Raw genomic sequence first — 24,336 nt, 5'->3', positions numbered from 1 at the left:
GTTTTGACTCATCATCCTACTTGAAGTTGATTTCCGTTCTGACTGGGTGCTTTCTTAGGACCATTCAGTTGGAACGGCAAACAATTTACTATACCCACTTATGGTGATAAGCCTATTATTTAAATTTTCGCCAAAAATTTTTTATTTCAAAAACAAGAGAAGGTCGATAACAACATCAACACTTCTCTTATTATGTGTATTCATCTCTGTTTTTTTTGCGTATTAGATACTAAAATTATGCTTTTTGTGCACTACCAAATTCACGGATTTTCCCAATAACTGTCGATTTAATCGCTTCACGTGCTGGTGCAAGGAATTTACGAGGATCATAAACAACTTTATCGTTATCAAGAACTTCACGAATTACTTTTGTAGCAGCAATTTGATTTTCAGTATTGACGTTAATTTTTGCTGTACCTAATGAAATTGAGCGTTGAATATCTTTTGTTGGGATACCTGTACCACCATGTAATACTAATGGAAGGTCTGCTAAGTTTGAGATTTCTTCCATTTCTTTAAAGCCTAAGTTTGGTTCTCCTTTATAAGGACCATGTACAGAGCCAAGTGCTGGCGCTAAACAGTCTATATCTGTCATCTCAACCATTTTACGGCATTCTTCTGGATCAGCGTACATAATACCACCGATTACGCCATCCTCGTCCCCACCTACTGTGCCAAGCTCAGCTTCAACAGAAACACCTTTCGAATGAGCGTACTCAACTACTTTTGAAGTAGTCGCAACGTTTTCCTCAAATGGATGATGAGAAGCATCAATCATTACAGAAGTAAAGCCTGCATCAATAGCTTCTTTACATTTTTCAAAGCTTGAACCATGGTCAAGGTGAATAGCTACAGGTACCGTAGTTCCATAAGATTCCATTAAACCTTTTACCATGTGTACAACGGAAATAAATCCGCCCATATATTTTCCTGCACCTTCAGAAACGCCTAGAATAACTGGAGATTTTTCCTCTTCAGCTGCTTGTAAAATTGCTTGAGTCCACTCAAGGTTGTTGATGTTGAACTGACCAACCGCATAACCTTCTGCTTTTGCTTTAATTAACATCTCTTTCATAGATACTAATGCCATACTAAAAATCCTCCTCTTAGGACTATTATTTCTACATAAATATGCTATTTAATCATAGCAAAAATAACAGCCCCTGAAAAGCGGGGGCTGTTTTTTTCTGCACGAAAGCGGAGTGCAACGGAGCGGCAGTGCCAACCGTAGTGCAGTGCAACGCGACGAAGGTCCAAAGCTCCAGTGCGATTAGATAGTGTTGCATGAAGGTAGATGTCGGTATTTTTAGAAAATTGATCGATAAATTAAAAAAGTTGGGTGATAAATCGATAAAATTGGTCGATTAATAATCAAAAGTTTTCGATAAATCTCAAAACTGCAACTCATTAGAGATTTTTGTCGCTACGATTGCACTGCAGAAATGGAAAGCGCCCAGTCGGAACGGAAATCAACCCTACGTTATGATGAGAGTCATTTATTGCGGAAGCGAAATGATAGTAAAATGGTAGAAAACCTCTATAATAACCAAGAAAAACAGGCGGTGTTGACCACTGCCTGTTCATCTAAACGTTTACTATTTTATTAACCTCGTCACGCACTTCAAAAATATCAAAAGGCTTAGTAAAATATCGAATAGCTCCTAAATCTAATGCCTCCTGTACAACGTCCAATTCACCATATGCTGTCATCATGAAAACCGGAAGTTGTGGCCATCGCTCTTTTAAGTGCCTTAAAATTTCTATGCCATCCATTCCTGGGATTTTCATGTCTAGCAGGACACAATCTATTTCCTCCTCCTCAGCATACTTCAGTGCTTCCATACCATTTGCAGCTAAATATGTACTGTAACCTTCTTTTTTCAACACTTCATTTAAAAGTAAACGAATTCCTGGTTGATCATCGACAATTAGTACTCGTTTCACATTTCATTCCGCCCTTTTTTAGTTATTATTTTTACGTAAAATTCTCTCTATTATGTAATATTCTCCTTTAACCTATTAATACCTTCTATTATTATAAATTATCTACTTTTGCTTTATGCTCTTTTCAAACCTATAATATTGATTGAGGTGGGACCATGTCAAAAATATTAACAACACAACTAAGTGGATTATTACAAAGAATAACACAATATGAAGAGGAATCAATTGAAGAAACAGCGCGATTGCTTGCGCAAGCGGGTATTAGTGAAGGTAATGTATATTTCGCATGCTTTGGCGAAATGCAAGTTGTCGAATTAAATGCATTTCAAGCTGTGGAACGTTTTACGAAGTTAGTCCCTTGGACAAAAGATACCGTAATCACAGAAGCGGATCGTGTATGCATTTTTACACGTAGCGCACACGATGAGGATGCATTAGCATTAGCACAGCAATTAAATAATCAGTTTATTCCATTTGCAGCCGTTTCTAGCGAAGTAGCTAATGCCGAAAATCCACTAGCAGATTTAGCGTATACGTATATTTCAACACGCATGCGAGGTGGTTTATTACCAAATGATTTAGGAAATCGCATAGTTGTGCCACATGCTATTGCTGCCCTTTTTGTTTATGAAGCTGTAAAAATTGCGTATGATGAAATGCTTGATCTTGATGATGAACTTTGAAGATTTATCGAAACAAAATCGCTCTTTATCGAAACTATTTGAGCTTTTATCGAAACAAAATCCCATTTTATCGAAACATTTTGGACTTTTATCGAGAAACAAGTTCTTTCTATCAAAAAAGAGTTGTCTCAGCACGTGAGACAACTCTTTTTTTGTATTATTTAAATGTTGCTCCGATAAAATCACGGAACAATGGCTGTGGACGGTTTGGACGTGATACTAATTCTGGGTGGAATTGGCATGCTACGAAGAAATTATTTTCTGGTAACTCGATAATTTCCACTAATTTACCGTCAGGACTTGTACCTGAGAAGACAAGACCTTCTGCTTCCATCGCTTCACGATATTCATTGTTAAATTCATAACGATGACGGTGACGCTCATAAACAAGCTCTTGACCATATGCTTGGCTTGCCTTTGAACCTTCTTTTAACTTACATGGATATAAACCTAAACGCAATGTACCACCGATATCTACACTGTCGTTTTGATCTGGTAAGAAGTCAATAATTGGGTATTGTGTTTGTGAATCTAGCTCTGTAGAATGCGCTCCTTGTAAACCAAGCACGTTACGAGCAAATTCTACTGTTGCTAGTTGCATACCTAGGCAAATACCTAAGAATGGTACATTATTTTCGCGAGCATATTGTGTCGCTAAAATTTTACCTTCAACTCCGCGATCGCCGAAACCACCTGGAACTAAAATAGCGTCAGCACCTTTTAATAGCGTTGCAACATTGTCAGCCTCTACATGCTCTGCGTTAATCCAGTCAATCTCAATATCAGAATTAAATGCATAGCCTGCATGTTTTAATGCCTCTACAACAGAAATGTAAGCATCTTGTAGTTCTACATATTTACCTACTAATGCTACTTTTCGTTTATTTGGTAAGCTCTTCACTTTTGCTACAAGCTCGCGCCATTCTTCCATATCCGCTTCTGGTGCTTCAATGCCAAAATGGTCAAGTACGATATCATCAATATCTTGTGCATGAAGGTTTAAAGGTACTTCATATAAATGCTCTGCATCACGAGATTCAATAATTTCGTGTGGCTGAACATCACAGAATAAAGCTAGTTTTTCTTTCATATCTTGTGGCACTTCTTGCTCTGTGCGTACAACGATAATATTTGGTTGAATACCTAAAGAACGTAATTCTTTTACAGAATGCTGAGTTGGTTTTGTTTTAAGCTCACCTGCAGCTTTAATGTAAGGAATAAGCGTACAATGAACGTACATTACGTTGTTATGGCCTAAGTTCGTTTTCATTTGGCGAATTGCTTCAAGGAATGGTAGTGATTCAATATCCCCAACTGTTCCGCCTACTTCTGTAATAACTACGTCTGCGTTAGTTTCGCGACCAGCTCGTTGAATACGATCTTTGATTTCATTTGTAATGTGAGGAATTACTTGTACTGTTCCACCGTTGTAATCGCCACGACGTTCTTTTTGTAATACAGACTGATAAACACGACCTGATGTTACTGTAGAATGTTTTCCTAGGTTAATATCAATGAAACGTTCGTAGTGACCTAAGTCTAAGTCAGCTTCTGCGCCATCATCTGTTACGAAAACCTCACCATGTTGATAAGGACTCATTGTACCTGGGTCAATATTGATATATGGGTCAAATTTTTGAATCGTCACTTCTAATCCGCGATTTTTTAATAAACGACCTAGAGATGCCGCTACAATCCCTTTTCCAAGTGAAGACACAACCCCACCTGTTACAAAAATATACTTTGTCATGAAAAAATTCCTCCTTATGTTGTTCTAGAAATTGCTAGTAAGAAAAGTGCATTCACGCCACATGCTGGTGCTAAGCATTGAAGCAAATGTTTCGACAGGTTAAGAAAATAAATATTTCTCATCCCTAAAATAAGAAAAGCCGAGAATGCCTACAACATTGTAGGCGATTCGAAGCCGTCACTTGTTTCTATCTCTTTTCTACTTTCCTTTTAAAAAGTTTTAACATATATTCAATCACCGCTTACTATACATCATGAATAATTTAGTGCCTTACTATTCATTCCGTAGTTATAAACATGGGAGAACTTGATTGAATACAGTTAAAAAAATAAAAAAACGCTCCTCCTGCATAGGTTTGCAGGGGAAGCGTATTACATACACGGTCTTTCTCCTTTAATAAGGAGCCCAAGTAAAAGATTAAACGTAACCGTGATAGAAGTCAAGATTTTTTACTACAAGGATAAAAGAAAGAAAATTTCAAAGAGTAATTATCTTAGACTTCTTCCTCTTCTTCAAATTCATCTTCATCTTCATCGATAAAGTCCTCATCGATTTCTTCATCAATCTCTTCTAAATCTTCTTCATCAAAATCGATATCTTCTTTATCATCAGCTTCTTCTTCTTCTTCTTCATCTAGATCTTCTTCAACGAATTCTTCATAATCTTCATCAAAGTCAATATCTTCTTCTAAATCTTCTTCTAAATCTTCTTCATCATCAAGGGCTGCTTTAGATTTTTTCTTATGTGTTTTAACAGATGGAGCTGTTTCTTCTTCAATCTGTTCAACTTTATACCATTCACGTAAGCCCCAGCCTGTTTCTTGATTAAATAAGAAGCGGCCATCTACATTTAAATCTGTGTAAAATTGTAGTAGGCGAGCTTTTATTTCCTCATCACTATAGCCAACAAGCTCTTGCATAATTGTTAATAAGTCATTATAAGACACTGAGGCACGTTTTTCATTTAAAATTGCATAAGCTAAGTTAATTAACGATTCTTCCGCTAATTGTTCTTTTGTCATTTCACGAAAATTCATTCGTGCACTTCCTTTCTCTCATCACATTGGACGTTTTAAAATTTATATAGCTTTATTTTCGGAGCGCAGCAAAAAAAGGCCGCACAAAAGTAACTTCCCATCATAAGCATAATACCCATTATATACAAAGTATTATCCTCATTGCTAGCTTCAATTACTGTTTTTTATATCACGCATCTTTTTTATCCCCAAGTAAAACAAATAGACAGATAATAATAGTAAAGGAACAGCGCCAATTTGCTTATCATACAGGAAAATAACTCCTACCACCAAAGCTAAAATAATGATGTAGTTAATAGCCGATTTCATCATCTATTGCGTCTCCCCTTTTTTTTACATTTCTATTATAACGGAAATAAAAAGAAGTGCCTAATCCTAAGACTAGGCACTTAAAACTATACACACATTTTGTAGAAAATAGAATAAAGGTTAACGATCATTACATATTACGGCGATATTGTCCGCCTACCTCGTATAAAGCATTCGTGATTTGCCCTAAGCTAGCGACTTTTACGGTTTCCATAAGCTCCGCGAAAATATTACCGTTGTTTACAGCTACTTGTTGTAATCGATCAAGTGCCGCTGCGTTCTCGCCTTCATGTTGCTTCCAGAAGGCTTGTAAATTACGAATTTGCGTCTCTTTTTCTTCCGTCGATGCACGCGCAATTTCCATATTGTTAATTTCATCTTCAGAAGGCGGATTCGGATTTAAGTATGTGTTTACACCAATGATTGGTAACTCACCTGAATGCTTAAGCATCTCGTAGTGCATAGATTCCTCTTGAATCTTACCACGTTGATATTGTGTTTCCATTGCACCTAGTACGCCACCACGATCATTGATACGATCAAACTCTTCTAGTACCGCTTCTTCTACAAGATCTGTTAACTCTTCTACGATAAATGCTCCTTGTAATGGATTTTCGTTTTTCGCTAAGCCATGTTCCTTCGTAATAATCATTTGAATGGCCATCGCACGACGTACAGATTCTTCCGTAGGGGTTGTAATAGCCTCATCATATGCATTCGTATGCAATGAATTACAGTTATCCTGTAATGCCATTAACGCTTGTAACGTTGTGCGGATATCATTAAAGTCAATTTCCTGTGCATGCAAACTACGTCCAGATGTTTGAATATGATATTTTAATTTTTGCGCTCTTTCATTGGCACCGTACTTATCACGCATAACAATTGCCCAAATACGGCGAGCTACGCGTCCAATAACTGTGTACTCTGGATCAAGTCCATTAGAGAAGAAGAATGATAGATTTGGCGCAAAGTCGTCAATATTCATTCCTCGACTTAAATAATATTCTACATACGTAAAGCCATTTGCTAATGTAAAGGCCAACTGTGAAATTGGGTTCGCACCAGCTTCGGCAATATGGTAACCAGAAATTGATACGGAGTAATAATTTCGAACTTTATGATCGATAAAGTATTGCTGAATATCTCCCATCATACGTAACGCAAACTCTGTTGAGAATATACATGTATTTTGCCCTTGATCTTCCTTTAAAATATCTGCTTGCACGGTTCCGCGTACAACCTGTAATGTTTTCTCGCGTGTCTCCGTAAATTCTTCAACTGTTAAAGGTCGATCCAGTTCTTTCTCACGTAGTTTCACTTGCTGATCAATAGCCGTATTCATGAACATTGCCAAAATAACCGGTGCTGGACCGTTAATTGTCATCGATACAGAAGTTGATGGTGCACATAAATCAAAGCCTGCATACAGTTTTTTCATATCTTCTAACGTACAAATGGAAACGCCCGACTCTCCAACCTTCCCATAAATATCAGGACGGTAATCTGGGTCTTCACCATATAACGTTACAGAATCGAATGCAGTTGATAAACGTTTTGCATCATCATCTTTCGATAAATAATGGAATCGTTTATTTGTACGCTCAGGCGTTCCTTCACCAGCAAATTGTCGCTTCGGATCTTCCCCTTCACGTTTAAATTGGAATACTCCCGCTGTATATGGGAATTCACCAGGTACATTTTCTTTATAAACCCAGCGTAAAATTTCACCATAGTCTACGAATTTCGGTAAGGCTACTTTAGGAATTTTCGTACCAGATAAACTCGTTGTTTTTAAAATTGTTCGAATTTCCTTATCTCGAACTTTCGTTACTAATTCATCTCCAGCATACGCTTCTTTTAAAGCATGCCAATTATCTAAAATACGTTTAGATTCAGCCATTAATTCATCTCTAACACCTTCCGCTAAAGAAGTAAGAGATGCGATTAGTGCATCATTTGGCGCCTTTTCCTTAATCGTTTCAATAGATCCCTCTAATTGGAATAGACGGCGAGCAAATTCCACCTGTTGCTCTGATTTTTTATGATAGCCACGCACAGTGTCCGTGAGTTCTCGTAAATAATAGCGACGGTCGTTTGGAATAATCACATCTTGCTTTTGCGTTTTCGCAAATTGCTCATAGCCCGTCTCCCAATGACTACCTGTCTTCGTATTAATGATATTTACTAATGCAGCAAATAAAGCATTCGTTCCTTTATCATTAAATTGACTGGCAATCGTACCGTACACAGGCATATTATCAAGTGATTCATCCCAAAGCTCTCGTGAACGCTGATATTGCTTCTGCACTTGACGTAGTGCATCCTCAGAGCCTTTGCGTTCAAATTTATTGATGGCAATCACATCCGCAAAATCAATCATGTCAATTTTCTCAAGCTGTGTAGGCGCACCAAATTCACTTGTCATTACATACATAGATAGATCAGTGTATTTCGTAATTTCCGCGTCACCCTGACCAATACCACTTGTTTCAACAATAATTAAATCATAGCCCGCTACACGCGTTACATCTAGCACGTCTCCAATGGAAGCAGTAAGCTCTGTACGAGATCCACGAGTTGCTAAACTACGCATATATACGCGATTATTGAAAATCGCATTCATACGAATTCGGTCACCAAGTAAAGCCCCGCCTGTCTTTTGCTTTGTCGGATCGACTGACAGAATAGCTACGCGCTTATCCGGAAACTCTTTCAAGAAACGACGAATTAATTCATCTGTTAAGGAAGATTTACCTGCACCACCTGTTCCCGTAATACCTAATACAGGCGTCCCTTTTGAGCGTTTGCGAGCTTCCGCTAGCATCATTGTCGTTTCTTCATCATCATTCGACTCTGCCGCAGTTAATAAATTTGCTAAAATTTCAGGTGTTTCTGTTGATAGAGCATCCAGCTTTTCTTGATAGCTACCTATAGCAGTCGGGAAATCAGTTCCTTTAATTTTCTCATTAATCATTCCTTGTAAACCTAAAACACGCCCATCCTCTGGTGAGAAAATCCCAGCAATCCCGTAAGCATGTAGCTCTTTAATTTCACGCGGTAAAATAACCCCACCGCCACCACCATAAATTTTAATATGTGGCGCCCCTTTTTCACGCAGCAAATCATACATATATTTAAAGTATTCCATATGTCCGCCTTGATAAGATGATACCGCAATACCTTGCGCATCCTCTTGAATCGCAGCATTTACGACTTCTTCCACGGAGCGGTTATGTCCTAAATGGATTACCTCTACACCGCTTGATTGTAAAATACGTCGTATAATGTTAACCGAAGCATCATGTCCATCAAATAGACTTGATGCTGTAACAAAACGCACGTGATTTTTTGGACGATATACTTCTACCTTTGTCATATGAAATCCCCACTTTCTCCCCTTATTGTTCTTTATCGACTCATCATCATAAAGCGTGGTTGATTTCCGTTCCGACTGGGCGCTTTGTTGCTGTCGCTACGTTTTCGCGCAGTTAAAACATTTGCCGCTGACGCTTCGCTTTCGCGCAGAGCTTCCTGGGGGCGTCCAGTCTCCACCTCAATCAACTAATTTACATGACATACATTTTTAACAAATATCATCCCCAACTTTGGTGATGAGCCTCATAAAAAATCGGTAATTGCAATGTCGCTCTATGCAATTACCGACAACCCCTTTACAGAACTTATTAGAACCCCTTTATGCCTGAAATGAACAATGTTATTTGCATTTCAATAAATTCGTCAATCGAGTGCTGACGATGGAGCGCCCATTTACGGAATGCCCAGCTTTGTCCAGAAACGACTAAATTATTTGCTGCTAAGTGAATTTGTTTATCTGTCATTGTTATTTCACCTGACTGCACACAGCGTTTTAGTAATCGCTCAAAAGTAGCAACCATTTCAAACTCTTTACTAAATACATAGCGTTGTGCTTCTTTTGACAGCGATTTAGTTTCCTGGTACATGATTGTCAGCTCATCAACCAAACTATCAATTTGCAAGAAATACTCTCGAATCATTTCCTTTAGCTCTTCAATCGTTCCTGCCTTAATCTCAAAACTTGAAAGTCGCCCCATCGCATGGTGATAAATACTATCACATACAAGGTAAAGGACATCTTCCTTCGTACGAATATATTCATATAATGTTCCGATACTAAAGCCTGCAGCTTTTGCGATTTCTCTCGTTGTGGCACGGTGAAACCCTTTTTCTTTAAATAATTTAATGGCTCCCTCAATCATCTGTTCTCGACGAATGGCGATGAGATTTTCATCTTTTACTGTTGACTGTACTTGGGGTCTTTTATCTTTTTCTGTCATACGTTACTTTGTCAACATACGAGAGATAACAAGTCGTTGAATCTCTTGTGTACCTTCGTAAATTTGTGTGATTTTTGCATCACGCATGAAGCGCTCAACTGGATAATCCTTCGTATAGCCATATCCACCAAAGACTTGAACCGCCTCAGTCGTTACACTCATCGCCGTATCCCCCGCCATTAATTTTGCCATTGCAGACGCCTTACCATAAGGTAGACCATTTGATTCTAACCAAGCTGCTTGGTATGTAAGCAGTCGAGATGCTTCAATTTGAGTAGCCATATCTGCAAGCTTAAAGGATACACCTTGGTTGGCAGTAATCGGCTTACCAAATTGCACACGCTCTTTACCGTATTCAACAGCTGCATCCAATGCACCTTGAGCAATCCCTAGAGCTTGTGCAGCAATACCATTACGTCCTCCATCAAGTGTTGTCATCGCAATTTTGAAGCCTTCTCCCTCAGCTCCAAGCAGGTTTTCTTTCGGAACGCGACAGTTATCAAAAATAATTTCAGTTGTAGGAGATGAACGAATTCCTAATTTTTTCTCCTTTTTCCCTACCGAGAAGCCTTCAAAGCCTGCTTCAACGATAAAAGCAGATGTGCCATGTTTAGCTTCTGGATCTGTTACTGCAAATACAACATATGTATCTGCTACTCCACCGTTCGTAATGAAGATTTTCGAGCCGTTTAAAATATAATCATCGCCATCACGTTTTGCATATGTTTTCATGCCACCAGCATCCGAACCTGATCCAGGCTCTGTTAAGCCATATGCACCGATATGTTTACCTTCTGCCATTGGACGAAGGTATTTTTGTTTTTGTTCTTCATTACCGAATTTAAAAATCGGCCAACCCGCAAGTGAAGTATGTGCTGATAAAGTTACCCCTGTTGAAGCACATACACGTGATAATTCTTCTACAGCAATGACATATGCAAGATAATCAAAGCCTGCACCGCCGTATTCTTCAGGCCACGGAATACCTGTTAAGCCTAACTCCGCCATTTTATCGAAAATTGCACGGTCAAACTCTTCGTTCTCGTCACGTTCAGCTGCCGTTGGTGCTACTTCATTAATAGCGAAATCACGAATCATTTCACGTAATTGCTCATGCTCTTCTGTTAATTGAAAGTTCATTGTCCATTTCCCCTTTTTCGTTAGACTAATTAGTACTATATTGTTGCAAGTGTGTTGATTAACCATTTTTATCCCTCTAATTATTTAAAAGGCTATGATTTCCGCTGCGGGCGAGCGTCGAGCCGCTTCCTCCGCTAACGGAACGAAGGCTAAGTGCGTCACGTCCTGTGACAACGCCTTCGTGACCAACATCGTGTTGGCCTCAGGGTCTCGTCTGTCTCGCTTTCCCGCGGGAGTCGAGTATCCCTACGCTACAATCAGTAAAAATGGACGTACATTAGCAAAATATCAACAAAAAAACCCTTTTATCAGCCAACCAATAATAAACCTATATTTTCCTAATCAATACGCCTGATATCGCTGACTTCTATAGAGGTTTTCTTTTAGCAAGCGATATCATCCTTGAAAAATCAAGCTTTGCAACATAACATCAGACTTTATTTAAGTAAATGTTTACTAATGACTAGCTTTTGAATTTCGCTTGTACCTTCGTATATTTCTGTCACCTTTGCATCTCGGAAATAGCGTTCTACAGGATAGTCTTTTGTATAGCCATAGCCACCAAAAATTTGTATAGCGTCTATCGCTGTTTGCACGGCTGTACGGGAGGCAAAAAGCTTCGCCATCGAGGCCTCGGCTCCGCATGGCAACCCTTTTGTGCGTAAATCTGCTGCTCGAAAGACTAGTAATTTTGCTGACTCTACGGCAGTTGCCATATCAGCAAGCTTGAAGCCTACTCCTTGTTGCGCTGCAATAGGCTTTCCAAATTGGACACGTTCTTTTGCATACGCAGTAGCTGCCTCTAGCGCCGCTTCGGCAATGCCTAGAGATTGAGCTGCGATTCCAATACGTCCAACGTCTAAATTAGCCATTGCAATTTTAAAGCCTTCCCCTTCCTCCCCAAGAAGGTTTGCGGCTGGAATGCGACAGTTGTCGAATGTTAGTTGAACTGTACGTGAGCCGTGTAGGCCCATTTTATGTTCATCTTTACCTATGATTAAGCCTGGTGTTCCTTTCTCAACAATAAATGCTGAAATACCACGTGTTTTTTCAGCAGGATTCGTTGAGGCAAAAACAATATAAACATCCGCTTCTCCACCGTTTGTAATAAACACCTTGGAGCCGTTGATGACATATTCATCTCCATCTCGCACCGCTTTGGATTGTAAAGAGCCAGCGTCAGAACCAGCGCTAGGCTCTGTTAAACAAAATGCCCCTAAATATTCACCCGCGGCAAGCTTTGGAACATAGCGTTTCTTCTGTTCATCGTTACCGAAATAAATGATAGGGTTTGTTCCAACCGAAGTATGCACGGATAAAATAACACCCATTACTGCGCTAACCTTTGATAGTTCATTGATTGCAATTATGTACGATGTGAAATCCATCGCTGAGCCGCCTAATTCCTCAGGCGTTGTAATCCCCATTAAACCTAATTCTCCCATTTGCGCAAGGAGTTTACGTGGAAACTCTCCTGCTTCCATACGTTCTACCCACGGTTCAATTTTATCCTGAGCAAAATTACGAACCATATCTCGCATCATTATTTGTTCATCTGTAAATTGTAAATGCATCTATAATGTCACCCCTGTACGTTGTCCCGTAGCATTTTATTTCATTTGAATCGTCCCATCCCCATAGGATTATTCATAAACGTAAAAGCCTCTTCCAGATTTTTTACCTAGCCATCCTGCTGCCACATATTTACGAAGCAATGGACAAGGTCTATATTTACTATCACCTAAGCCCTCATGTAAAATCTCCATGATGGATAGACATGTATCAAGGCCAATAAAGTCTGCCAATGTTAACGGACCCATCGGATGATTCATACCGAGCTTCATCACATCGTCAATAGCTTCTTTCGATGCTACACCTTCATACAATGCGTAGATCGCTTCATTAATCATTGGTAATAAAATACGATTCGAAATAAAACCTGGGAAGTCATTTACTTCCACTGGTGTTTTCGATAGTTTTACTGTCATGTCTTCAACTGCTTTGTAGACTTCATCACTAGTAGCTAACCCTCGAATAATTTCTACAAGCTTCATAACAGGTACAGGATTCATAAAGTGCATACCAATCACTTGCTCTGGACGATTTGTGACAGCTGCAATTTCCGTAATTGGTAAAGATGATGTATTCGTAGCTAAAATGGCATGTGCCGGTGCAATCTGATCAATTTGTTTAAATATGGATTGCTTCACTTCCATATTTTCCACGGCTGCCTCGATGATAATATCTACATCACTAGCATCCTGTAAATCTAGTGACATATTAATACGACCTAAAATGGCTGTCTTCTCATCCTCAGTTTTACGCCCCTTTTCGACATCACGTGTCAGGTTTTTCGTAATAACTCCTAAACCGCGTTCGAAAAATTCTTGTTTCATGTCGTTCAGTTTTACATCATAGCCAGCTTGTGCACAAACTTGTGCAATGCCAGAGCCCATTTGCCCTGCACCAATAACCATTACTTTTTGAATTCCCATCATTCGTGTCCCCCTGTTTTCGGTACTTCAATCATAATCGCATCGCCTTGCCCTCCACCTGAGCAGATAGCAGCAATTCCGATACCACCGCCACGACGTTTTAATTCATGAGCAAGTGTTAAAATAATGCGTGCTCCAGATGCTCCGATTGGATGACCTAACGCAACTGCACCACCGTTAACATTGACCTTTTCAGCATCTAAATCTGCCAGCTGCTTGCTGACAAGAGCTACTGCTGCAAATGCCTCATTGATTTCAATCAAATCAATGTCAGCTAATGATTTCCCCGTCTTTTTAAGTAATTTGTTAATGACAAGCCCTGGTGTTTGCGGGAAGTTCTCTGGTTCAATCGCAAGCTCTTCATGGCCGATAATAACCGCAAGCGGCTCTCTTCCTTCACGCGCTGCACGTTCCTCACTCATTACTACTAAGGCACATGCACCATCGTTAACGCCAGGTGCATTACCTGCTGTAATCGTTCCATCCTTGTCAAAGGCTGGCTTGAGTTTTGCAAGTACTTCTATTGATGTACCAGCTCTTGGTGCCTCGTCCGTATCGACATGAAGCGGCTCTCCCTTACGTTGTGGAATTTCCACAGGTACGATTTCTTCAGCAAAGTAACCTTTCTCAATTGCTGCAAGTGCACGTTCATGACTGCGAACAGACCAAGCATCCTGTTCCTCACGGCTTAAAGAATATTCTTTAGCCGTTACATTGCCGTAGCTTCCCATATGCGGCCTTGTCTTATCGAAAGCACATGTTAAGCCATCATATAGCATGCCATCTACCATTGTTGAATCGCCCATGCGTAAGCCTGTTCGACCATTTTGTAAATAATACGGTGCATTGGACATAGATTCCATACCACCAGCAATTATTACTTCTTCGTCCCCTAATCGAATTAGCTGATTCGCTAGTGTTACAGCACGCATCCCTGACGCACAAACTTTGTTAATCGTTTCTGTTTTCACTGCTATTGGTAAGCTTGCTTTGATCGCAGCCTGCCTTGAAGGAATTTGGCCCTGTCCCCCTTGTAAAACGGAGCCTAAAATTACTTCATTCACTTCATCAGGCGAAATATTCGCTTTCTCAAGTGCCCCTTTTATGGCGATCGCGCCTAAATCACTGGCGCTTAATGCTGCTAGTGAACCTCCAAACTTACCAAATGCAGTTCTTGCTCCTGCTAAAATTACTGCTCTATTCAAGTAAAACACCCCTTTTGTTTTACGTTCTAGAAGAAGTATAAGAGCACCAACGTTGACTGAACGCTCGCTCGACCTCTATCGATGAAAAATGGGAGTTTTAAGGATAACTCCCATTCCCATTTAATCTTATTCTACAAAACAATTATTTATTGTGCAATTTATATTTTTCAGATAACTAAAATATTTCTGCAATAACCATCATTTTTCTGCGCTAGCCTCTGCTTTCTCGTTTCGTTCGACACTGTCCACAGAAGCTACTACTTCTTCAACCATTACATCCGCTGCTTCTTCAACAGACTCTTCGACAGCTTTCACTTTTTCACCAAATACTGAACGCTCCAATAGTTCTGCAACATCGAATGTACCGATTGTATCCTCAACCTCTTTTGCTTTTGTACCATCTTCAAGCATCGTTAAGCAGTAAGGACATCCAGAAGAAATAACTGAAGCATTCGTTGCTAAAGCTTGCTCAGTTCTTGCTACGTTAATTCGGTTGCCGACATGCTCTTCCATCCACATTAAGCCGCCGCCTGCGCCACAGCACATTGCTTCCTCACGATTACGCTCCATTTCCACAAGCTTAATACCTGGAATACCTCGTAAAATTTCACGTGGTGCATCATAAACATCGTTATAACGACCTAAATAACAAGAATCGTGGAACACAATCGTTTCATGAACTTCGTAATTTAACGCTAGACGATTTTCATCAATCAATTGATTCAATAGTTCAGTATGGTGGTAGACCTCACCCTTCCAGCCAAAGTCTTGGTATTCATTTTTAAAGATATTGTAAGCATGAGGGTCAATCGTAACGATTTTCTTCACGTCATTTTTCTCAAATTCATCAATATTCGCTGTCGCCAGCTCTTGGAATAAAAACTCATTTCCTAAACGACGAGGAGTGTCCCCAGAGTTTTTCTCTTTATTTCCTAAAATCGCAAACTTCACGCCCGCCTCGTTTAATAGACGACAGAATGCTAAGGCAATTTTTTGTGAGCGGTTATCAAACGCCCCCATTGAACCTACCCAGAATAAATATTCCATTTCTTCGCCTGATTTTTTCAGCTCTTTCACTGTTGGAATATGAATTGTTGGATCTAGGTCACGCCAATTTTCTTTTTCTTTACGGTTTAAGCCCCAAGGATTGCCTTGACGTTCGATATTTGTCATCGCGCGTTGTGCATCAGGGTTTACTTTTCCTTCAGTCATTGTTAAGTAACGACGTAAATCAATAATTTTATCGACATGCTCATTCATAACAGGACATTGATCTTCACAGTTACGGCAAGTTGTACATGCCCAAATCTCTTCTTCTGTAATGACTTCGCCGATTAAAGAAGGGCTATAGATATCTTCAATAACTGCCCCCTCAGCACCAGCTGCCATCGCTAACTGATTCCCCTTTGTTTTAGCAAAGAATTGATAAGGTACCCAAGGCTTTTGCTTTGTCTCAACAGCACCTGTAAATGTTAAATGATCACGTAGCTTCACGATTAAATCCATCGGTGATAGCATTTTCCCTGTCCCTGACGCTGGACACATATTTGTACAGCGTCCGCACTCTACACAAGAATATAAATCTAGCATTTGTTTCTGTGTGAAGTCCTGAATACGTCCAACACCAATTGCCGGAATATCCTCTTCATCTTCAGCATTTTCTAATGCTTCGAAATCGATTGGTGTTAAAGTACCTGTACGATCTAAACGGTTCATGTACACATTGATTGGACTCACAATTAAGTGGAAGTGCTTCGATTGTGGTACATACACTAAGAATGTTAATAGAATTAATAAATGCGCCCACCACATTACATAGAAAACAACTACCGCTGCTGATGCTGGTAAGAAGCTAAAAATAGCAGCAATGCCAGAAGCAACTGGCTCTGTATAAGTTAATCCTTCATCATGCCAAATTAGTCCCATACCATTTGCAAGCAAAGTGGATACCATTAACCCGCCAATGAATATTAAAACAAGCCCATTTTTCCAGCCTCGTTTTAGACGTACTAGCTTTTCTACATAACGACGGTAAAATGCCCACACAACCGCCACTAAAATCATTAATACTACAAGCTCTTGGAAAAATGTAAACACACTATAGAAAATGCCAAGCGGCAAATGTGATCCAGGTGCTAACCCCTTCCAAATTAAATCAATGGCACCTAGCTGCACCATCAAAAAACCATAGAAGAACATAACGTGAATTAAACCACTCTTCGGATCTTTTAAAAGCTTATTTTGGCCAAGTACATTAACCATAAGATAACGAATTCGTTCTTGAACACTTTCATCAAACTCAACCTTTTTCCCCAATTGCACAAACTTATAGCGTGTTTTTAACAGATAGAAAAATAACCCTACTGCATAAAGCACAACCACGACTGTTAGAACAATGTTTGCAATTACTAATGGACTCATGGTTGGTCCCCCCTTTAGTTTGTCGTAAGTTTCTCTCTTTGTAGTAAATTTTCTAGTTCAATCATTATATTCCTATTCTAATAAATGAGTGAGCATTCAGTCAACATAAAACAGAAATATTTCTGATAATTTTATATTCTTACATTTTACAAGAAAAAAAGCCACCCTGAATTTTTCAAAGTGACCATTTTTTTCATTCTTTATTATACTGATTCTCACAATAATGTGGGATTGATTTCCGTTCCGGTTGGGCGCTTTCCTGGGGGCGTCCGATGAGCCGCTTCACTCGCGCTGCTCGCGCCAGGGTCGCATCTGTGACGCTGATCCCCTAGGAGTCGCCCAACCTCCACTCCAATCAACCTATATCAAATATCATCCGTAATTTTTGAAACAACAATGCGCCATCTGTCCATAAATTAATTCTCTATAAAAAACATTTGTTGCTGCTACATTTCTTTAGCTAAAAATGAACATTTACTAATTGACGAAAAATTACAGACTATTTTTTAAAGACATTCCCGCTTCGAATATATTCAATATCTGCAACATTTAATCGGAAATTCACAACACGTGCAACCGCAAATAAATAGTCAGATAGACGGTTTAAATATTTTTGTACAATTGTCGGTACATCTTCGATTTCCTTCATAAGCGTTACCATTTGACGCTCTGCTCGACGTGCTACTGTGCGAGCAATGTGTAAAGTTGCAGCAGCTGGTGCACCGCCTGGTAGAATAAAACGTTGTAACTCTGGTGCTTCATCTGACAATGCATCAATACGCGTTTCCAACACTTCAATCGGCTGCTCTGTAAGCTTATAATGACGCTCCTTCATAACATTAGCAAGGTCACCGCCTGCATCAAAAAGCTCATGCTGGATCGTTTCTAAATCAATTAGAATATCCTTGAATAGCTCACGATCAAGTTCACTAATAGCCTTGCCAATAAAAGAATTTAATTCATCGATGGCCCCATATGTCTCTACTCGTAAGCTATCTTTGTCAACGCGTCCACCGATAAGACTTGTTTTTCCTGTATCGCCTGTTTTCGTGTAAAGCTTCATTTCTCTCATCTCCTAGAATTGTTTTTTATTAATTTCGCCTTGGCGTAATTGTTGTTGCTGTCGCTACGTTAGCACTACGCTTTCGCACAGATAAAACCATGTTGCTGTCGCTACGTTAGCACTACGCTTTCGCACAGATAAACAGCGCGTCCGGATTTTGAATTGTGTCCGCACAATTCATTCCCTTGAAAATCCGTGACATCCGCCGGCGGCATTATCTTCATTCAGCAGGTGTATCTGCTGAATGAAGATAATTTTTTATTGCCTGTACAGTCGTTTCAAAAACACCTTTACCGATGATCTTACCTACATTAGTAATAGGACCGCCGTACAGCATTTCTTCCCCTTTTTGTGTCGCTGCAATCAATAAACTATCTGTAGCAGTACCTGTCGCTATCGTACCACTAAGCTCATCACGAATATTTTCTGATTGCAATGCCTTTGTTTTCGCCTCATTAGCTGTCATCATTGCTTGGAAAAACGCTTCTTCTGATAAACAGCCATTCACGATGACCCACGTATTTATAGTACCAATATATGGTTCATCTTGTCTTTCATGCGCACGAGATACATCAACAGCATTACCAACTCCAGCCGTTACAGCTACAAGAACGCTACCAAAGGCTGCCTGAAATTCATTAATAGCTACAAGATTTGTTGGGACAGCTGTTAACATGACAACTGTACTTGTAGATGAAAAGTGCTCCTTTTGTAAAAATTCTGCGACCTCTCTCTTTACATCATTAATCACATAATCCATTGGTACAGAGCGGTTTAACAGACAATCATACCAACCGATACCCGGATTATGGACAGCTGAGGATACCGTTTTTAAAGGAAACTCTGATTGAAGCTGAATGTAATGATCTGTAACAGTGAAATTTTCTTTTTTAATGACAGCACGTTGCTGATGTTCAACAGAGGCTGGCATCATTGTAATTTGAGGCTTTGGAATTTCTGGATGTGCATAAGTTGCCACTCGAGCATGATAAACATCTTCGATCTGCGAAGCGACTAATACTTCATGTGGCGCCCCAAATGCCCGCATCCGTCCCTCCTCCATTAGTAATAATTCATCACAGTAAAGAGAAGCTAAATTCATATCATGCAGTACCATAATAACGGTCAAACCACATTCTATTGCTTCCTTTCGTACCATATCTAAAATTTGACGTTGATGCGCAATATCTAGGTGGTTGGTCGGCTCATCTAGCAGCAATATTTCCGCTGTTTGTGCAAGAGCTTGGGCGACAAAAACCCTTTGCTGTTCACCGCCCGACAAAAATTCCATCGGTGTCTGTTCATAGCGTTTTACACCTGTTTGCAGCATTGCATGTTGCACTGCTTGTTCATCACGATCAGACCAACTTGAAAAGAAGCCTGTTTGATGTGGATAACGTCCAAGCGATACAGCCTCCCTTACACTGTTTGAGAAGGCATTAGCATGTAATTGTGGCAGTACTGCCATCTTCTTTGCTAATGCACGAGCAGTGTAAGAGCTACTGTTTTTACCATCTACTAATACAGTGCCTGCAGTTGCTGGTAGTATGCCACTTATTACTTTTAACAGTGTGGATTTCCCACTACCATTCGGCCCTAAAATTCCTAGTATTTTACCTTTTTCAACGGAAAAACTTATATCGTGGACGATCGGTACGTCTTCATAACCACCGGAAAGATGTTCAACAACAATCATGCCCGTACCCCCTTGCCTCTACGTTGTTTATAAAAAATATAGGAAAAAACGGGCGCCCCAATAAATGCAGTAATGACACCAATCGGCAGCTCTCTTGGCATAATAATTGTTCTTGCTATTAAATCACAAATAATTAGCAAAGTTGCCCCATTTAAAAATGATAATGGCAATAAATGACGATGATCTGAACCCCAAACCATTCTCGTCATATGAGGAACAACTAAACCAACAAAGCCAATCGTTCCAGAAACAGCTACCGCCGCTCCTGTCAACATGGATCCACCTACTAAAATAATATATTTACTACGCTTAACATTGACACCTAAATGCTTCGCACGTTCTTCACCATATAACAGAACATTTAACTCACGTCTTTGTGTCCAAAGCATAATGGAGCCAATAATGACAAACGGAATGATCATCTGAACGTAAGGCCAACCACGCATCGATACTGAACCGAGCAACCATCCGATCACTTGTCTTAGCTCCTCACCAGATAATGCAATCATTAATGAAATCAAGGAACCTAAAAATGAACTAAATATAACCCCTGTTAAAATAAGAGTTTCCATTTTTAGTGAACGGTCTACTATTCTAGCAAAGCCCATAACAGCAAACATTGTTAATATGGCACCTATCATACTAAAGGTTGGCAATGTGAAATTACCAATCACTGGTAGTGAGACACTGAAGAAAATCGTCATCACTGCGCCCACTGATGCACCAGAGGAAACACCTAACGTATAAGGATCAGCTAAAGGATTTTTTAATAGGCCTTGAAAAGCCGCCCCTGCAATAGCAAGTGATGCCCCAACAAGACCTGCTAGCATCACTCGTGGTAAACGAATCTTCCATAAAATATTGGCAGCCGTTTCATCGGCCGCCTTATTCCACAATACTTCTAACGGAATATGAACTGAGCCTATCGCTACACCACACCAGATGCTAATGATTAAAAGCGTAATTGCTGTTACATAGGCTACAATTGTTTTACTCATTTAAACGCCTCTGGATAAACAGCCTTTGCTATCTCCTCAAGACCATCTGCTAATCGCGGACCTTGACGACTTGTCGTACTTTCATCCACTTGTACAATAGCTTTATTTTTTACGGCAGTAATTGTCTCAAAGCCTGGACGTTGTGGAATTTTCGTTAAAATATTCGGTACATAATTATATGCCACAACAATGACATCTGGATTTTTCGCGATAATTTGCTCAGCATCAATCGGATACCAGCCATTTACATCTGCTGCCACATTTTCGGCATGAATCATTTCTAGCATTTCATTCATAAATGTACCTTTACCAGCTGTATAAATCTGTGGCTCATCAGACGATTCTACAAAAACTTTCTTTGGCTCAACACCCTCAAGTTTTGTTTCAACTTCTTCAACTTTTGCCTTCATTTTTGCGACTATTTTTTTAGCCTCTTCTAGCTTTCCCGTTGCACGACCAAGCTGTTCAATCGTTGTGTAAGTTTCATTAAAGTTTTTGGCATCCGCTACAACAAATACTTTCACACCTACAGCCTCAAGCTGCTCAATTGCTCCTTTTGAATAACTCATACCCGATGCATGTGCAAAAACGATATCTGGCGTTAACGCAATAATTTGTTCAATATTATAATCTGTACCGCCAACCTTATCTTTTTTAGTAGCCTCTGCTGGATAATCGTCATTATCTGATACACCCACTATTTCATCATTTAAGCCAAGATCAAATAAAATTTCAGTGTTACTTGGAATAAGAGAAACTATTTTTTCAGGAGGTGCTTCTAGCGTAATATCTTTGCCAATAGCATCCGTTATCGTCATTGGAAATGTTGCTTGATCTACTTTAGATGTCTCTTGCTGCTCAACAGATGACGGCTTGTCATTTGTCTCCTCTTTTGTGTTGCATGCTGCAAGCAAGCCAACAGCTAAAAATGCTGATAATCCTATTTTCCAAAATTTCTTCATGTGAATCCCCCTTAGTCTATCTGTGCATAAAGTATTTAACGACTTGTTTTTCTGATTGATCGATACATTTTAGGTTTTTATCGTTTAAGGTGTGGAATTGTCGCGCAACATTAGGTTTATCTCTCAACGTTATGGGTTATCGACCAACTTTTTGAGTTTATCACCTAACATTGTGGATTTATCGCCCACTTTTTCAAATTTATCGATATTCAGCTTACAAAACAAATACCCCTCATCATAAAAAAATGAGGGGGTCAAATTTGCACAATATACATATACAAAATCCACCATCCTATCCTCGTAGGCTACAACGTGTTTTCTATAAAGGCAGGTCTCCTGGCTCATGCTTCATACACTTTTTCAAGCCTTCCCGAAATTTTCAGTGGCGCAGATTGAAAAAACTCACACTTACAGTGGCGGGACCGCATCGGAATTACACCGATTTCCCTTTTCACTTTACTTAAGTAAAGAACCTTTATAATATTCAGTTGATTGTATTATACATGAAAATCAAAGAAGTCGCCTCCATTCGAGACGACTCTTCATCAAATCAATTATGCCTGATCGCACAGATAAATTGCTGCGACAGGACGTGGCATTTTTAGACTGGGTTCCTCTATTTTGTTTGGACACCCGCTGAAAAAAGTTAAACTATGTCTGAAAAATACTGTACCGTTTTCATTGGTGCACCCATTTCTCGTAATGCCCATGTGCTCTCTAAATAAATATCTGCTAGCTTCTCATATTTGCCGCCGAATCTTTGTGCCCATTCAACTGCTACAACACTTTCATATAAATGTGCCATTTGCTCCGCGACCTTTTTTGCCTCAAACGTTTTTGTTGCATCATCTAAATGGCTAAATGTTTGCAAAGTTGAATTTAGTTTTGCTAATTGCCCTACTACAATTTCCACTAATGAATTGTCAGCTAGTTTTTCAAGACGTTCTTCCATGACACGAACAAACATTTCATGCACATGAAACTTATCAACTAAGCGAATGAGCTCTAATGCTAAAATATTCGCAGTCCCCTCCCACACAGTAAGGACCTGTGCATCTCTTAATAACCGTGGTGTAACAAAATCTTCAATATAGCCGTTTCCGCCATGTAATTCAATTGCTTCACTCGCATAATGAACAGCTTGCTCTGCCGTTTCTTTTTTCATGATCGCAATATACAAGCGGTTCAAAATAATGTCCTCTTTATTCCCCTGCCCACTAGTTACTTTATCGTACAGCTGAATAAGATCAAAAACCGTTGCAACTTCTACATGAAGCTTGGCAGCGAATTTCCCTAGTGTATCCTGAATCATAGGGTATTGCGTTAAAGGTTTACCAAATGCATGGCGATTCGTCACATAGTGCTTCGCCTCTAAATAGCCGCGGCGCATAATGCCGATAGAAGCAACCGCATTGCAAATTCTTGATAAATTTAGCGCCTCCAACATATAGTAGATTCCTTTATTTAGGTCACCGACAACATAAGCTAATGCTCCATCAAATTCTACCTCACCGGAAGGTACGGCTCTAACGCCAAGTTTATCCTTTAAGCGTCGAATGCGCAGATTATTAACTGTACCATCCTCATTGCGCCATGGAACTGCAAATAATGTTAAACCTTTTGAACCTGCCTGAGCCCCTTCTATGCGTGCCAATACCATGGCTACTCCACACATTCCTGCGTTAGACGCAAAATATTTCTCGCCATATAAACGATACTGCTTGCCGTCCTGCTTTGCCTCTAAAACATTCGCTCCGACATCAGAGCCACCTTGACGCTCCGTTAAAAATGTAGCCCCCTCATAAAGCTCTGTATCTCCCGTTGCACAAACATGTGGTAAAAAGCGCTGCTTCACTTCATCACTCGCATAATGATCAAGCAGATAAGCAGTTGCCATCGTTAACGTAACTGGACAGTAAAAGCCTGGCTCAGCATGTGATAGTATATAGCCTTGAGCAAAGCTATACACATAGTTGCCCTTTCTACCTAATTGCGGAATATCCTTATGCACGTAACCAACAATGCCTGTATTGTACGTCTCCTCAATTGTTTTTTTATAGCCGTCATTGACCCAAACCTCTGACACTTCTTCACCATAGGCATTATACCTTTGTAATCGAGGTTCACCCTCTCTATCCGTATGTTTGGCTCTCACATCAATATCTCCGGCACAAAGCTCACCGAAATCTGTTAGCTCACGTGTTGCATATTCCGCAAACTCTTTATCTAGCATCATTTCTAAAACGTTTTGAAGTGTATCATTCTCTGTAAAAAAGTTTGTTGTTTTCATTTCTTCCTGCTGTAAAACCTTCATG

18 protein-coding genes and 1 riboswitch are annotated in these 24,336 nt (G+C 39.7%); of the genes, 1 reads left to right on the top strand and 17 read right to left on the bottom strand.

Translation table 11 applies throughout. The annotated features are described in order from the left end of the window. Positions 1-235: 235 nt before the first annotated feature. Both ABE34_RS00505 and ABE34_RS00500 read right to left on the bottom strand, forming a co-directional pair. Positions 236-1,090 carry a class II fructose-bisphosphate aldolase gene (locus ABE34_RS00505; RefSeq protein ID WP_197139657.1) on the bottom strand — a complete coding sequence of 285 codons (855 nt, stop codon included), beginning with the start codon at positions 1,088-1,090 and terminating at the stop codon, positions 236-238. Positions 1,091-1,584: 494 nt separating this feature from the next. Beyond that, positions 1,585-1,944, bottom strand: coding sequence for a response regulator (locus tag ABE34_RS00500; RefSeq protein WP_197139655.1), 360 nt, complete (start codon positions 1,942-1,944; stop codon positions 1,585-1,587). A 155-nt stretch (positions 1,945-2,099) separates the two neighbouring features. Between ABE34_RS00500 and ABE34_RS00495 the strand changes: the two genes are divergently transcribed. Next, a complete protein-coding gene (locus ABE34_RS00495) occupies positions 2,100-2,627 on the top strand; it encodes a DUF2529 family protein (RefSeq protein ID WP_197139652.1) in 528 nt (175 codons plus the stop codon). Between the two features lie 157 nt (positions 2,628-2,784). Here the strand turns inward: ABE34_RS00495 and ABE34_RS00490 are convergent, their stop codons facing one another. The 15 genes from ABE34_RS00490 to ABE34_RS00420 all read right to left on the bottom strand — a co-directional run bounded on the left by ABE34_RS00490 (position 2,785) and on the right by ABE34_RS00420 (position 24,335). Further along, the gene (locus tag ABE34_RS00490) at positions 2,785-4,377 is read right to left on the bottom strand and encodes a CTP synthase (RefSeq protein ID WP_079559380.1); all 1,593 of its coding nucleotides are present in this window, start codon (positions 4,375-4,377) and stop codon (positions 2,785-2,787) included. Between the two features lie 493 nt (positions 4,378-4,870). Continuing rightward, positions 4,871-5,413: a DNA-directed RNA polymerase subunit delta gene (rpoE, locus tag ABE34_RS00485; RefSeq protein ID WP_197139650.1), complete on the bottom strand. Its 543-nt coding sequence runs from the start codon at positions 5,411-5,413 to the stop codon at positions 4,871-4,873. Between the two features lie 150 nt (positions 5,414-5,563). Beyond that, positions 5,564-5,725, bottom strand: coding sequence for a hypothetical protein (locus ABE34_RS00480; protein WP_170938864.1), 162 nt, complete (start codon positions 5,723-5,725; stop codon positions 5,564-5,566). Positions 5,726-5,852: 127 nt separating this feature from the next. Then, on the bottom strand, positions 5,853-9,101 hold the full coding sequence (gene icmF / locus ABE34_RS00475) for a fused isobutyryl-CoA mutase/GTPase IcmF (RefSeq protein ID WP_197139648.1): 3,249 nt from the start codon (positions 9,099-9,101) through the stop codon (positions 5,853-5,855). Between the two features lie 307 nt (positions 9,102-9,408). Continuing rightward, positions 9,409-10,041 carry a TetR/AcrR family transcriptional regulator gene (locus ABE34_RS00470; RefSeq protein ID WP_197139646.1) on the bottom strand — a complete coding sequence of 211 codons (633 nt, stop codon included), beginning with the start codon at positions 10,039-10,041 and terminating at the stop codon, positions 9,409-9,411. A gap of 3 nt (positions 10,042-10,044) precedes the next feature. Continuing rightward, positions 10,045-11,181 carry an acyl-CoA dehydrogenase gene (locus ABE34_RS00465; RefSeq protein ID WP_197139644.1) on the bottom strand — a complete coding sequence of 379 codons (1,137 nt, stop codon included), beginning with the start codon at positions 11,179-11,181 and terminating at the stop codon, positions 10,045-10,047. A gap of 437 nt (positions 11,182-11,618) precedes the next feature. Beyond that, positions 11,619-12,755 carry an acyl-CoA dehydrogenase gene (locus tag ABE34_RS00460; RefSeq protein WP_197139642.1) on the bottom strand — a complete coding sequence of 379 codons (1,137 nt, stop codon included), beginning with the start codon at positions 12,753-12,755 and terminating at the stop codon, positions 11,619-11,621. A gap of 69 nt (positions 12,756-12,824) precedes the next feature. Beyond that, positions 12,825-13,676 (bottom strand): 3-hydroxybutyryl-CoA dehydrogenase, encoded by an 852-nt coding sequence (locus ABE34_RS00455; protein WP_197139939.1) that lies wholly within the window; start codon positions 13,674-13,676, stop codon positions 12,825-12,827. After that, a complete protein-coding gene (locus tag ABE34_RS00450) occupies positions 13,676-14,881 on the bottom strand; it encodes an acetyl-CoA C-acetyltransferase (RefSeq protein WP_197139640.1) in 1,206 nt (401 codons plus the stop codon). Before ABE34_RS00450 ends, ABE34_RS00455 begins: the two co-directional genes overlap by 1 nt. Positions 14,882-15,079: 198 nt before the next feature. Then, positions 15,080-17,302 (bottom strand): (Fe-S)-binding protein, encoded by a 2,223-nt coding sequence (locus ABE34_RS00445; protein WP_197139638.1) that lies wholly within the window; start codon positions 17,300-17,302, stop codon positions 15,080-15,082. 499 nt (positions 17,303-17,801) lie between these two features. Continuing rightward, positions 17,802-18,365, bottom strand: coding sequence for a cob(I)yrinic acid a,c-diamide adenosyltransferase (locus ABE34_RS00440; protein ID WP_197139636.1), 564 nt, complete (start codon positions 18,363-18,365; stop codon positions 17,802-17,804). A 220-nt stretch (positions 18,366-18,585) separates the two neighbouring features. Next, the gene (locus ABE34_RS00435; RefSeq protein ID WP_197139634.1) at positions 18,586-20,061 is read right to left on the bottom strand and encodes an adenosylcobinamide amidohydrolase; all 1,476 of its coding nucleotides are present in this window, start codon (positions 20,059-20,061) and stop codon (positions 18,586-18,588) included. Next, a complete protein-coding gene (locus ABE34_RS00430; protein WP_197139632.1) occupies positions 20,058-21,059 on the bottom strand; it encodes a FecCD family ABC transporter permease in 1,002 nt (333 codons plus the stop codon). Before ABE34_RS00430 ends, ABE34_RS00435 begins: the two co-directional genes overlap by 4 nt. Continuing rightward, entirely contained in the window at positions 21,056-22,021 is a 966-nt protein-coding gene (locus ABE34_RS00425) for an ABC transporter substrate-binding protein (protein WP_197139630.1), read from the bottom strand. The genes ABE34_RS00430 and ABE34_RS00425 overlap by 4 nt, the downstream gene beginning before the upstream one ends. A gap of 309 nt (positions 22,022-22,330) precedes the next feature. Continuing rightward, positions 22,331-22,513: riboswitch (cobalamin riboswitch) on the bottom strand. 154 nt (positions 22,514-22,667) lie between these two features. Next, positions 22,668-24,335 carry an acyl-CoA dehydrogenase family protein gene (locus ABE34_RS00420; RefSeq protein ID WP_197139628.1) on the bottom strand — a complete coding sequence of 556 codons (1,668 nt, stop codon included), beginning with the start codon at positions 24,333-24,335 and terminating at the stop codon, positions 22,668-22,670. Position 24,336: the final 1 nt, after the last annotated feature.

The sequence above is a fragment of the Lysinibacillus sphaericus genome (assembly GCF_015844675.1).
GTDB lineage: Bacteria > Bacillota > Bacilli > Bacillales_A > Planococcaceae > Lysinibacillus > Lysinibacillus sphaericus_E.
Note: the sequence above shows the minus strand (reverse complement) of the source record. Positions and strands in the feature narration are given on the sequence as shown.